Raw genomic sequence first — 12,214 nt, forward strand, 5'->3', positions numbered from 1 at the left:
AGATGTGTATAAGAGACAGGCACCGCCTCGGCGGGGGCCGTGTTGAACAGGTCCAGCGGGGCAGGGGCGCCGCGGGTCTGTTCCGGTAAAGCGGCTTGGCCGGGGAGGTCTGGGAGACGGTGCGCAGGCAGCGTGTGTCCTCGTGGGCGTCACGTGTGTGTCGGCAGGGGATCTTGTGAGAGGCGTGTCGTCACGTTATCGAGAGTGGTCAGGGACTGCCCGATGGATGCGCGAATTTCACCCCAACGGCAGAGTTTGGAAGCGCGCGGTGGACGCTCGACGCCTTAGGTTGGCGGAGTGAGTCAGCGCAGGCGCCGGGCACCGGCGACGAAGGTGAAGCGGAGGCGGGTGCTGATCACGGCGGCCGTCGCCGGCGTGATCGCGGTCGGGCTGAGCCTGGGCGTGTGGGCCATGGAGGGCGGCGGCGGTCCGGCCGGTTCGGCGACCCGGCCCGCGGACACCGCCGCTCCGACGGCCTCCGATCCCGATGCCGCGGCCGCGCCGACCCCGACCCCGTCGCCCACCCGCTCGTACCCCCTGTCCACGGCCCCGCGCACGATCCCCGCCGTCCGCGACCACACTCCGGGGCGCGGCCCCGGATGGCGCCCGGCGCGGGGGTACCGCGTGGTGGTGAGCGACGCGGACCTGGCCGACGAGGGGCGGCTGATCGCCGGTGAGCTGGGGCTGTCGTACGGCGGTGAGAAGGATGACGTGCGCGCCGGGGACGTACGGCTGGCGCTCGGCGGCGAGGCGGGTGCGGACCCGGAGTCGTACACCATGACCGTGCGCGGCGGGCGGGTGACGATCAGCGGGCCTGCCGACGCGGGCGTCTTCTACGGCACCCGCACGCTGAAGCAGACCGTGCACGGAGGCGGCACGGCGCCGGAGGGCATCGTGCGCGACCAGCCGGCCAAGCCGCAGCGCGGGCTGATGCTGGACATCGCCCGCAAGCACTTCACCGCCGACTGGATCGAGGACCGGGTGCGGGAGCTGGGCGACCTGAAGTTCAACCAGCTGGGCCTGCACTTCTCCGACGACCAGGGCTTCCGTATCGAGTCCGAGAAGCATCCGGAGATCGTGTCGAAGGAGCACCTGACCAAGGCGGAGGTCAGCAGGATCGTCGACCTCGCGGAGAGCCGGCACATCACGGTCGTGCCCGAGATCGACTCGCCGGGGCACCTGGGCGCGGTCATCGCAGCCCACCCCGATCTGCAGTTGCGCAACGCGCAGGGGGTGGCGGCGCGCGGTGCGGTGGACATCTCCAAGCCGGCCGCCGCCGAGATCGTCGACGAGCTGATCGACGAGTACGCTGGCCTCTTTCCCGGCGGGCAGTGGCACCTCGGTGGTGACGAGTACCGGGCGCTGACGGTCTCCGACCCCCAGGCCTCGTACCCGCAGCTCGCGGCCGCCGCTCGGGAGGCGTACGGCTCCGGCGCGACCGTCGCCGACCTCGCCACCGGCTGGCTCAACGACCGCGCCGCCACCGTCCGCGCCCACGGCCGCACCCCGCGCGCCTGGAACGACGGGTTCTATGCCGGTACGACCGTGCAGCCCGCCAGGGACATCAAGGTCGCGTACTGGACGGGCAAGGAGATCGGCGCGCGCATCCCGGTCGAGTATCTGAGGGCGGGCCGCGAGGTCATCAACTACAACGACGAGTTCCTGTACTACGTCCTCGGGCAGCCGCAGACCTTCGTCTATCCGACGGGGCAGCGGATCTACGAGCAGTGGACGCCGCGCGTGCTGCGCGGTACCCAGGCGGTTCCGGCGCAGTACGAGGACCAGATCCTCGGCGGCTCCTTCGCGGTGTGGTGCGACCTCGCGAACTCCCAGACGCAGGCCCAGGTGGCCGCCGGCATCCGGATGCCGCTGCGGGCGACGGTCCAGAAACTGTGGGATCCGGATCAACCCGAGCTTTCCTGGGCAGAGTTCAGCAAACTGGCCGACCGGCTCGGCTGAAGGCGCGAAGGGCTGCGAAGTTCCCCGGGGTTGTGGTGTATTCGGCGCACAGGGCCGAGTCGAAACGCCGGGGGAACGGACATGGGCTACTGGGGATACTTCGTCGTGGGACGCGACGAGCGGCCGCTCGCGGAGCTGGCCGCGCTGTCGGGGGTGCCGGGCGGTGAGCTGCGGGAGTCGGCGCCAGGCGGCTGGCAGGTGTGGGAGTACGCCGGCGGCGACGGTGACGTCGGCAGCATGAACGCGCTGGCCGCCGGGACCGGGGCGCCCGCGCTCTTCGGATACGTCATGGACAGCGCCTGCGTGGTCGTGGAGGCGGCGGCACCGCAGAGCGGGGCGTGGACGGCCTGTCTGGCGCGGGCAGCGATGGCCGGGTACCTCGGCGCGGACCGTGAGGGGCTGACGCTGGAGGACTACTTCCTCGAACCGCGCGACGCCGCCGAACGGGCCGTCGCCTGGGCGGCGGAGGCCGGTCACACCGTGCCCGCCGAGCCGCTGCTCGACGTCCTGACCACCGACCCCGACCCGGCCCCGCTCCCGCGGGACCCCGTGGCCGAAAACCTGTTCTTCCGCTTCCTCGACCGGCTCGGCGTGGTACCCCTGTGACACTGCGGCGGCGCTGCGCGCAGTAAGGGGAAGTGCGGGCTCCGTAAGGGATGGCGCCCCGGAGCAGGAGGCGTGGATGAGCCTGGTGGAACTGATCGCGCAGGCCGACGAACGCGGACTGGTCGCCAGTGGGCTGGCTTGTTTGGATCGGTGTGTGCCCTTGTTGGGCGGTGACGACGAGGTGCTGCGCCCGCTGTGGGCGAACCTCGCGGACGGTGCGGACGCGGGCGAGTGGGGCGCTCTGCTGGACAAGACGCGCGCACAGCTGGGCGTCGCGGACGTCATGGACGCCGAGGACATCGAGGACGAGGCCGCGTTGCTGGTCCGGCGGATGCTGGCCGCCGCCCCGGGTGTCCGGTCGGCCGCAGAGGCGCGGGTGTGGGCCGACGGCTGCTCGGTCGCCTCCCTGCAGGTCCACCGCCTCCTCGACCCCGCCGAGGACGGCGCGGACTCGGTCGACTCCCGCCGCGCGGGCCGTACGGAGGGCATGTCGCCGCTCGTCGCCGCCGAACTGCGCCGCCAGATCACCGTCCTGGAACTGCTCGCCGAGCACGGCTCGGGCGGATTGCGCCGGGCGCTGGAGGTCTCCACGGAGGGGCGGCGGGTGCTGCGGGCGGTCGTGTCGCGCCGGGCGCGTCAGGCGTAAACCGGGTTGCCGGAAAGAATCCTGTGACCGTCCTGGGGTGGCGTTGGGGCGGTCCTGCGCCGGTTGCGGGAACCCGCCGGATCCGTGTGACGAATCCTCGCGCCGCCGCGCTCTTCGGAGTGTGACGACTGTGACGACAGAGCAGGAAACCAGGCCCTCAGCTGCGACGAAGCCGGTGCGCTGGGCTGCGGACGCGGTGGCGACGCTGCGCGAGGGGGCGCGGCTGCACCTCGACTACTCGGCGCAGAGCCTGTGGCGCGTCGACCGGCTGATCGACGAACTGCGCCGGGAGGAAACGCCGTACGCCGCCGTGGAGAACGTGCTGCGCGGCCTGGGCGCGTACGCGGGTGAGGTGATCGTCCGTCAGACCGGCGCCGAGTGGTGGGCGACCGGGGGCGACCACTGGGTCCGCACCCCCGACGGCCGCCTCTGGGACCCGGTCGACGAGGCCCGCCGCTGCTTCGCGGGTGACGGTTCGCTGCGGCTGCTCTGCCGGGACGCGACGCTCGGTACGACCGGACGGTGACGGCCGGGGCCCCTGTGCAGTGCGGGCCCCGGCCGTCGGATCCGTGGCTACGGCGTCAGGGTCTGGCCCAGCATGCCGTCCGTGGGGGTGCCCAGGGCGGTCTTGCTGAGGATGACCGTCTGGGCGTAACCGAGGCCCGTGCTGTTGCTCGGCAGGTACATCAGGATGCCGTCGCCGCCGTCCTCGCCCGAGGCGCCGAACGTCAGGTCGGCGCGCCCGTATCCGGACAGGTCGGTGAGCGAGACGGCTGAGCCGAACCCGTCGTTGGACTCGGTCGAGCCGGGGACGCCGGTGGTGTCCTGTGAGATCGCGAGCGAGCCGGAGCCGGTGAGGCCGGTCGAGCTGCCCCTGATCAGGAGCGCGTTGCCCGCGTTGACCTGGTTCACCCCGCTGCGGGTGAGGTCCTCGTTCTTGGCGCCGGCCAGGACGTCCGGGTAGCCGTCCGCGTCGTAGTCGCCGATGGAGACGGAGATGCCGAGGGCGTCGCCGGACTCGTTGCCGCCCGGGACGCCGGCGGTGTCCTGGTGGATGACCTTCATGCCGGTCGTGGTGAACCCGGTCGACGTGCCGAACAGCATGGTGACCTGGCCGCCGGAGATGGCGCCGGACTCGGCGGCGACCGCCTGGCCGATGACGATGTCGTCATAGCCGTTGGCGTTGATGTCGCCCGCGGCGATGGAACGGCCGCCCTTGACGGAGAGCACCCCCGCCTTGGTCAGGCCGGTCGCCGAGCCCGCGAACCGGACCACACGCCCGATGCCCGCGGTGTCCCGGTAGTTGAGGGCGACGTCCGCGTAGCCGTCCCGGTTGAAGTCGCCGCTCGCGGAGTCGAGGTAGGCGAGCGAACCCGTGGCACTGGTCAGCGCGCCGGACGCGGTGGCGCCGCCGGAAAACCGCACGTGCCAGTTGCCGCCCTTGCCGGTGCCCGCCGAGAAGACGTCCGCCTTGCCGTCGGCGTTGAAGTCGCCGACCGTGACGGTGGAGCCGAGCTTGGCGCCGGCGGCTGTGACCGTGCCGGACGTGGTGTACGAGAAGCCCTTCGTGAGCGTGGGGCCGTACATCACCGTGACCTGGCCTCGGTCGGTGTTGCCGCTGGTGTCGTCCTCGCCGGGGGAGCCGATCGCGAGGTCGGCGTGGCCGTCGCCGTTGTAGTCGCCCCACGCGGTCGAGGCGCCGAAGGAGTCACCGGCCTCGGAGGAGTCGGGGACGCCGGCGCTGTTCTGGGTGAGGCCGATCTTCGACGCCGTCACCGGGCCGTTGACGCCGCCGGGGATCACGGTGACCCGGTTGGCCTTCGGCGTACCGGCGACGAGGTCGCTGACGCCGTCGCGGTTGTAGTCCGAGGTGGCCAGGGCGTGCGAGATGCCCGGGGTCTTGGCGAGGGCGCGGATCAGGCCCAGCTTGGGGTACAGGTTGGCGCCGGGGCAGGCCGTGGCGTTGGTGTCCTTGTGCCCGAAGACGCGCGGCAGGGTGATCTGCTGGCCCAGCGGCACGTTGTTGCCGCTGTAACCCTTGTCCGCGCGGGAGGTCAGCGTGACGTTGGTCGTCGGGTCGACGCCGTACATTCCGAACTTCCAGGCGATGATCCGGGCCATGGCGTCGAGCGCGGCCCGGCTCGGCTTGGCGGTCTCGAAGTTGCCGATGTACGAGATGCCGAGGGTGTCGGTGTTGAACCCGGCGTCGTGCGCGCCGATCACCGGCAGGTCCATGCCGCCGCTGCGGCCCTCGAAGATCTGGCCGCACTTGTCGACGATGAAGTTGTAGCCGACGTCGAACCATTCCTGGGCCAGGTGCGCCTGCTGGATCGTCCGCATCCGGGCCGCGCTCTCGGCGCAGGAGAGGGTGTTGTCGTTGTCCACGCCGGTGTGGTGGACGACGGCGGCCTTGATGTCGGTGCCGTAGCTCGGCGTGCCGTTGTAGTCCGTCGACGCGCCCCACTGGGCCTGCGTGATGATCGGCGGCTTGACGACGGTCGAGGGCCGGGGAGCGGGGACCGTGGAGGTCGGGGTGGGCGTGGGGACGCCGTCGGGGAGGAGGTGTCTGTGGCCGTGTCCGTGGCCGTGGGCGTGTCCGTCGGCGTCGGCGTCGCGGTGTCGGTCGGCGTATCGGTCGGCGTGGGCGTGTCCGTGGCCGTCGGCGATTCGGTGACCGGGGCGCTGGTCTCCGCGACGAACGCGGCGGGCTCCATCCCGTCGGCGCCGGCGGCGTTGGTGCCGATGCCTTCCGGGTCGGTGCCCGGGTCGAGCAGCTTGACGTCCATGTCGGCCGGCTGGCCCGTCGCCTCCGTGCCGTCGGCGTTCACCAGGCGGACCTCGATGCCGTCGGACGCGCCGGTCCACAGCGACTCGGTGCCACCGCGTGCGGCGGCGCGCTCCGCCTCGGCGCCGTCGGCCTGGCTCGGCTCCTTCTCCACCGTCTGCCACGCCGACCACTTGCCGGTCTCGATGTCCCGAGTGCGCACCTGGGGCCTGCCCTTGGCCGCCGCCTCCGGGTCGTCCCAGGTCAGCACCACCGCGCTGAACCGGTCCGTGTCCCGTCGGTCCAGGCCCTTGCGGCCCCTGCCCTCGTCCTTCAGCTTCAGCGTGTGCACGGACGGCTTGCGGCTCTCCCGCTTTGCGTCGGCCGGCGCGGACGGATCCGCGATCGCGTACGTCACGACACCGGCACCGCTGAGCACGACGGCTCCCACCGTCAGCCACGCGCGTCTCTTGAGACTGAGCGGTTTGTATGCATGCGACATACGACGCGTACGTCGAGTACGACGACTCAAGACGAATCCACCCCAAAGAAGGCCGTACAAGGCCAGAGAAGAAGAAGTCACGTGAGGCACATCCGTCACACGGATGGCCTGCTTCACCCAGCGATTCGCGCCGGGTAAACGTCACAGCCCGGCGGGTTTAGTGACGTAGATCACGTCAGACTGCTCAGTGATAGCGATCCGGGGGCCGAACTGCCCGCCGACTACAAGCAGTTGTGCCAGGCTTTCGGCCTCGGCGAGTTCTCGCAGGAGGTGTCGGTCCTGTGCGCCGACGAGACACCGGTGGGGGATCTGCTGCTTTGGTGGCGCGGACTACTGGAGAGTGATGACAGTTCGGACGGCCTCGCCGCAGCAGCAAAGCCGGGCGATGGAGCCGACGTATCCCGAGGGAAGCGACGTCACGGTGAGGCCCGTCGACGGTTCGGGTGTCCGGCGCAGTGACGTGGTCCTGTTCTCTGCACGTGACTGGGGCGCCGACAGCGTCTTCATGATGCGGGTGATAGGCGTCGGCGGCGATCATGTCGTCATCGACGAGACCGGGTCGCCGCGACCGTCAGGCGCCGCCGCATCGGACTTACACCGAGAACCTGGCGCCCCGCCAGCCGCTGAAGGAGGCCAGGCCGGACGGGAACACCGGCCGGCCAATGAGGAGGCGGGGCCGGGTCCTTGGCGGACGCGGCCCCGCGCGGTCCGAAGGGGCGTCAGCTCGCCCAGACCTCGGCATCGGTGGTGGCCAGGCCCAGTTCCTTGCGGGCGGCGACCGTCTTGTTCGGGTCGAGGCCGGTGAAGGCCGGGTCGTAGGCGATGTAGAACGCGTCGGCGTCGGTGGCGTTCGCGGCCTTCTTCCAGTGCTCGGCGGTCTTCTTCAGCTGCTCGCGGAGCTTGCCGACCTCCGTGCCCTCGATGTCCTGCAGGCCCTCGAGGTGCGCATCGAGGGCGGCTGCGACGGCTTTGGCCTGCGCCTTGTAGCCGTCCAGGTCGTCCTCGACGTAATCCTCTTCGGACTGGTTCGCCCACAGAGCGTCGTAGACGGCGTTCGCACCCTTCAGGTAGGCGGTCTGCTCGGGCTTCAAGGTCTTTGCGTCGGCCTTCATCGAGCCGGTGAACTTGCCCGATTCCTTGGTGTAGGTGCAGGTCACGGCGCGGTCACCCGTCGCCCAGCTCTCCTGGGTCGGGGTGTAGTAGAAGAGGTCGACCCCCTTGGGGAGCGCCCAGGTGTCCTGGGCGAACTTCCCCGCCTCGACCGGGCACCGCTCGTCGGCGATCGCCGAGACCGCGTCGTCGCCGGGGTATGTCTTCTCTTCGTCGATCTTGAATTCGCCGACGACCTGACCCGCGTGCGCCTCGCCGCAGGGCACGATCTCGACGGCGAACGTATCGCCCTCTACCTTGCCGTTCGGGTTGTAGCAGTCCCCGATACCCAGCGAGAACACCGATCGCTGGCGGGCCACCTTCTTCGCGCCGTCCTTGGCGCTGTCGACGGCATCCGAGACATCCGAGCACCCCACCGCGCCGATCGCGAGCAGGGCGACGACGGCAGATATGCCACGAAGGGGACGGTATGGGGTACGGATTGCCATGACGTGTACATCCTCTTATGAGAACTTTATGAGGGGCGGCGTGCGCATCGTATGCCACTCCTGTGACGGGACTGCGCGAAGGTCCTTGCCGGTCGGGGCGGGTGCACGGGAAGTCCCAGCCCTCCGGGGCTTCGTGCCGACGCTCGGCCCGTTTCAGTCAGCGGCGATGTCGCGCTCCGTGCCGGGCCAGTACTCGGACAGCCGGTCCAGCGCCGGCAGGCCGCTGTCCTGCACTCTCCTCTTGGCTCGTCACAGCCTCTCTGACTCTCGACGAGCCGCAGTGGTTGTATGCGATCGCTGCAGGTGCGGTCCACGGCACGGCTGAAGAGTTCGATGCGGCAGGGGGTGTCCGACCATGTCAACGGCCCTCGCCGTGGTGACGAGGGCCGGTTGTTCGGGGGCTGGCGGTGGGCTCAGGCGGGGAGTCCGCCGTCCTTGACGGCGGTGACGAACGACGACCACGCTCGGGCCTCGAAGACGAGTGCGCCGCCGTCCGGGTTGCTGTAGCTGCTCTTGCGCCACGTCACCTCGGTCAGGTCGATGGCTCGCACGGCACTTCCTCCGACATCCGCAGGCTGAACTTCCGCGACTCGGCCGGGTTCAGAGCTAGGTCGCGCATCGCATCGTACGCACGTTGCAGCCGCTCAACTGAGTAGCGCCGTCCAACAGCCGAAGGAACATCACGTCGGTGCTCACCAGCCCGTGCAGGCCTGAGCTTTGCGGCAGTACCTGGAGGGTGATGTTCGGGCGCTCCGACACCTCCAGCAGGTACTCCAACTGTTGCCGCCACGCCCTGGCGTCGCGCAGCGGGGTGCGCAGCACCGCCTCGGCGAAAAGGGCGCGGAATGGTGGTGCGTCCTCCCCTTCCAGCAACTTCCGCCGGCCTGTGCGCGCCTCAACCTGCTGCTCCAACTCCTTGCCCTTGGCGCTGCCCAGCGCGAGAACCTCCTACGCGTACCCCTCCGTCTGGAGAAGACCGTGAATCGTGCTCACCCCGTAGTGCCACAAGTTCACCGCCTCGGCCTCCAGCGCCATGTACCGCCGATACTGCTCCTTGAACTGCGTAGGATCCCCCACCGCCAGCTCCCACAATGCCAACAACAACCCTGGCGTCCCGTAATGCAGATCCAGCGCCTCGGCCACTTCGGGGCTCCCCAGCGTCGCCCCGCTCTCCAGCTTCCCGAACAGCGACGCGTCCCAGCCCACCGCCTTGGCCAGCTCACGCAGACTCTCGCCCCTGGCCGTGCGCAGTAACCGGAGTTCCTCCGCGTACCGTCGGCGTGGTTCCTGGCTGCGTCCCGTGATCACTGGGAGAACGGCGGAAGGGGCGGATCCATGACGACGGAGCACCGGGCGGCGGCCGACACGATCAGAGACGCCGAGGAGGTCAGGGATGCCCTCGCGTCCGCCCTCGAACGCGCCGGACTCGGACTCCCGTCGCTGAGGCTGGACCCGAACACCTACGCCGACGCGAACCCCCGGCCCCTCATCGAGCTGGGACGCTGTTCCCCGCCCCTCGCACGGGAGTTGGCGGCCGTCATCGAGAAGGGAATCGAGAGGGGAGCGGCGCAGTGACCCGGCGCGTGTTCCGCTACGTCCCGTTCACCATCGAGCAGGACCGCACCGCGGAGCCCGAGTACGAGGCCGTTGCGTGTCCGGCGACGAGACCGAGTGCGGTGCGCGGTCTGGTACGTACGGCCATCCCGCGCCCGTCGAGGAGTGGCAGCGTCGGCACACGCAGGAGACCCGGCACCTGCGCTACCGGCGGAACTTCGGCGACTACGCGGTGATGCGGCCCCCGGCAGGCCGGGACGGCTTCGTGGGCGGGCCCCCCGTTCCCTGAGATGCGTCGCGGACTCACGAGAAGTCAAAAGGTTGTACGCGTCCTGTGACCTTGCTGTGTGCGAATGAACACGCTCGTTACCCGTGATGCTCGTGAGGCGACATCCGCTTGGTCAGCGGAAGGACCAGCAGGAGTCCTTCCGCCGGCCAAGCCAAAGGGGTGGGGTCCCCATGAGCACAGTGGACGAACGCACACCGCGCGCACGTGAGATGCGCCCCTACGCCGCGGCCTTCGTCACCCGCGTCACCGCCCGTAATCGCCTGCCGCTGGACTACTCGGTGGCCAGCCTGCGCATCGTCGACTTCCTGATCGACGGACTGCGCAAGGGCGGTGCCGACCGGGAGCGCGTGCGGGAGGCGCTGTCGGGGCTCGGGGCGTACGTCGGTGAGGTGCTCGTGCGCCGCGCGGGGGCGGTGTGGATGGACTTCGACGCCGACCAGTGCGCCTACTTCGGCCAGCCGGTGGGGGTGCGGATGCCGGACGGGCGGGTCTGGAACCCGCTCGGCAAGGTCCACAACCGGTTCGACATCGGCGGCCCCGGGGAGTCGCTGCAGATTTTCTACCTGACCCTGCACGGGCGGGCACGGAGAGCCGTGGCATGAGAAGACGCATCGCCGCGACGACCGCGCTTCTCGTCTCCGCCGCACTCACGGGGTGCTCGGTGGATGACGCGCCGCCCTCCGAGCCGAGCCGCCGGGCCGCCGCACCCGCCAAGACCGAGCCCGCACCCGCCCCCGAGACCCCCGCCGAGTTCCTCGCCCTGGCCGAGGAGGCGATGGCCGCGGAGCAGGGCTGGACCTTCACGGTGAAGGGGCGCGAGGGCCTGGTCCTGCAAGGGCAGGAGAACGCCGCGACCTACACGGCCACCGTGCACCGGACCACCGGCGACCCGTGGGCGCTGCACTCCACCGGCACGATCCGCGGCAGGAACGGGGCCAAGCCAGAGGAGATCTACGTCGTCGACGGGACGGCGTACGTCAACGAGGGCGGTGGCGCCTGGGAGCACGGGCCGCTCTCCGACCCGGAGTTCGCGGACAAGGTGGAGGACCCTCTCGCCGCGCTCGACGGGTTCCGGGGATACGGCGACGGGATCACCCTCGCCGAGCCGGACGGCCCCGAGGGCCGGGTCGAGTTGCGCGTCCGTACCACGACCGCCCGGCTGACCGATGTACGGGACGAGGGTGTCGTACAGAAGGCGCTGCGCGAATTCACCCCGACCCTGGAGCAGTTGCGCGCGGCCGGTGTCACCGCCCCCGAGAGCCGGATCATCATGGCGGGTGCCGAGGAGTCCTTCGTGCTCGACGCCTCGACGTACCGCGTCACCGCGCACACCTTCAAGTGCACCTTCCTGATCCCCCCCGAGGGGCGGCAGATCCGCTACGACCAGGAGGTGACGGAGCGGACCGCGGGGATGTACGAGGGCACCGTCGTGCTTCCGGACGGAATGGGCTGATGAGCGCCCTGTGACACTTCTGTGAGGCCGGGCGCTGTTGACCGTGGGGGAAGGTGGGCAAAGGGCGGCCGTACCCCGGGGCACGGATTCGCCACGAACCAGTACGGACGAGGACAGTTCTTGGGCCGAGGAGGGGAACCCCGCCGCGTGCACGCGCACGACGGGGAATTGGGCGCGGCCGTCGCGCGGGCCCAGGAAGGTGACGAGGCCGCCTTCACGGTCGCGTACCGGCTGGTGCAGCCAGGACTGCTCGGGTACCTGCGCGGGCTGGTCGGGGACGACGCGGAGGACGTGGCGTCCGAGGCCTGGCTGGAGATCGCCCGGGACCTGGGCCGGTTCAAGGGCGACGGAGCCGGGTTCCGGGGCTGGAGCGCCACCATCGCCCGGCACCGGGCGCTGGACCATCTGCGCCGGCAGAAGGTACGGCCCCGGTCGTCGGTCCTGGAACAGGACGTACTGGAGCTGGCCGGTCCGCACAGCACGCACGACCAGGCGCTGGAGTCGATCTCCACGGAGCACGCCGTGGAGCTGGTCCGCGGGCTGCCGCGGGACCAGGCTGAGGCGGTGCTGCTGCGGGTGGTGGTCGGCCTCGACGCCCCGGCCGCGGCCCGCGTCCTCGGCAAGCGCCCGGGCGCGGTGCGGACGGCCGCGTACCGGGGGCTGAAGCGCCTGGCCAAGCAGCTGGGCGTCGAAGGTGTGACGGATGGCGGCCCCCAGACGCTGGGGGAATCGAAATGAACAGTGAGTGACGGCAGCGGCCAAGGTGGCACATCGGCGCATCGGCGAGGCAGGCCGGTCGGGTGCGGCGGCTCCCGGAAGGGCGCCGGTGGCCGGTCGGCGGAC

General features: G+C 70.6%; 13 protein-coding genes and 1 pseudogene. 10 read left to right on the forward strand and 4 right to left on the reverse strand.

The genetic code is table 11. From position 1 onward, the window contains the following. The first annotated feature begins 297 nt into the window (after window positions 1-297). The 4 genes from StrepF001_RS33595 (at window position 298) to StrepF001_RS33610 (ending at window position 3,737) form a co-directional block, all read left to right on the forward strand. A complete protein-coding gene (locus StrepF001_RS33595; protein ID WP_240797795.1) occupies window positions 298-1,959 on the forward strand; it encodes a glycoside hydrolase family 20 protein in 1,662 nt (553 codons plus the stop codon). An 81-nt stretch (window positions 1,960-2,040) separates the two neighbouring features. Further along, window positions 2,041-2,565 (forward strand): hypothetical protein, encoded by a 525-nt coding sequence (locus StrepF001_RS33600; RefSeq protein WP_129801957.1) that lies wholly within the window; start codon window positions 2,041-2,043, stop codon window positions 2,563-2,565. Between the two features lie 76 nt (window positions 2,566-2,641). Then, on the forward strand, window positions 2,642-3,211 hold the full coding sequence (locus StrepF001_RS33605) for a hypothetical protein (protein WP_129801958.1): 570 nt from the start codon (window positions 2,642-2,644) through the stop codon (window positions 3,209-3,211). 130 nt (window positions 3,212-3,341) lie between these two features. Further along, window positions 3,342-3,737, forward strand: coding sequence for a hypothetical protein (locus tag StrepF001_RS33610; protein ID WP_165396438.1), 396 nt, complete (start codon window positions 3,342-3,344; stop codon window positions 3,735-3,737). Between the two features lie 47 nt (window positions 3,738-3,784). Here the strand turns inward: StrepF001_RS33610 and StrepF001_RS33615 are convergent, their stop codons facing one another. Beyond that, the gene (locus StrepF001_RS33615) at window positions 3,785-5,596 is read right to left on the reverse strand and encodes an FG-GAP-like repeat-containing protein (protein ID WP_276322861.1); all 1,812 of its coding nucleotides are present in this window, start codon (window positions 5,594-5,596) and stop codon (window positions 3,785-3,787) included. A gap of 1,224 nt (window positions 5,597-6,820) precedes the next feature. Here StrepF001_RS33615 and StrepF001_RS33620 point away from each other — a divergent pair. After that, entirely contained in the window at window positions 6,821-7,282 is a 462-nt protein-coding gene (locus tag StrepF001_RS33620) for a S26 family signal peptidase (protein WP_129801960.1), read from the forward strand. Here StrepF001_RS33620 and StrepF001_RS33625 read toward each other — a convergent pair. The 3 genes and pseudogenes from StrepF001_RS33625 to StrepF001_RS33635 all read right to left on the reverse strand — a co-directional run bounded on the left by StrepF001_RS33625 (window position 7,197) and on the right by StrepF001_RS33635 (window position 9,383). Next, window positions 7,197-8,075 carry a septum formation family protein gene (locus tag StrepF001_RS33625; protein WP_129801961.1) on the reverse strand — a complete coding sequence of 293 codons (879 nt, stop codon included), beginning with the start codon at window positions 8,073-8,075 and terminating at the stop codon, window positions 7,197-7,199. The two genes, StrepF001_RS33620 and StrepF001_RS33625, sit on opposite strands and share 86 nt — an antisense overlap. 413 nt (window positions 8,076-8,488) lie before the next feature. Next, window positions 8,489-8,626 carry a DUF397 domain-containing protein gene (locus tag StrepF001_RS33630; RefSeq protein ID WP_129801962.1) on the reverse strand — a complete coding sequence of 46 codons (138 nt, stop codon included), beginning with the start codon at window positions 8,624-8,626 and terminating at the stop codon, window positions 8,489-8,491. Continuing rightward, window positions 8,608-9,383: pseudogene (locus StrepF001_RS33635) on the reverse strand (helix-turn-helix transcriptional regulator). The gene StrepF001_RS33630 and the pseudogene StrepF001_RS33635 overlap by 19 nt, the downstream one beginning before the upstream one ends. A gap of 27 nt (window positions 9,384-9,410) precedes the next feature. Between StrepF001_RS33635 and StrepF001_RS33640 the strand changes: the two are divergent. The 5 genes from StrepF001_RS33640 to StrepF001_RS33660 all read left to right on the forward strand — a co-directional run bounded on the left by StrepF001_RS33640 (window position 9,411) and on the right by StrepF001_RS33660 (window position 12,109). Then, entirely contained in the window at window positions 9,411-9,650 is a 240-nt protein-coding gene (locus tag StrepF001_RS33640; protein ID WP_129801963.1) for a hypothetical protein, read from the forward strand. A 76-nt stretch (window positions 9,651-9,726) separates the two neighbouring features. Beyond that, the gene (locus StrepF001_RS33645; RefSeq protein WP_240797796.1) at window positions 9,727-9,918 is read left to right on the forward strand and encodes a hypothetical protein; all 192 of its coding nucleotides are present in this window, start codon (window positions 9,727-9,729) and stop codon (window positions 9,916-9,918) included. A gap of 170 nt (window positions 9,919-10,088) precedes the next feature. After that, window positions 10,089-10,520: a hypothetical protein gene (locus StrepF001_RS33650; protein ID WP_129801964.1), complete on the forward strand. Its 432-nt coding sequence runs from the start codon at window positions 10,089-10,091 to the stop codon at window positions 10,518-10,520. Then, window positions 10,517-11,371 carry a hypothetical protein gene (locus tag StrepF001_RS33655; protein WP_165396439.1) on the forward strand — a complete coding sequence of 285 codons (855 nt, stop codon included), beginning with the start codon at window positions 10,517-10,519 and terminating at the stop codon, window positions 11,369-11,371. Before StrepF001_RS33650 ends, StrepF001_RS33655 begins: the two co-directional genes overlap by 4 nt. 120 nt (window positions 11,372-11,491) lie before the next feature. Continuing rightward, complete coding sequence (locus tag StrepF001_RS33660; protein WP_129801966.1) at window positions 11,492-12,109, forward strand: RNA polymerase sigma factor; 618 nt, start codon at window positions 11,492-11,494, stop codon at window positions 12,107-12,109. The last annotated feature ends 105 nt before the right edge of the window (window positions 12,110-12,214 follow it).

Origin of the sequence: Streptomyces sp. F001 (genome assembly GCF_004187715.1) — a bacterium.
Taxonomy (GTDB): Bacteria; Actinomycetota; Actinomycetes; order Streptomycetales; family Streptomycetaceae; genus Streptomyces; species Streptomyces flavusporus.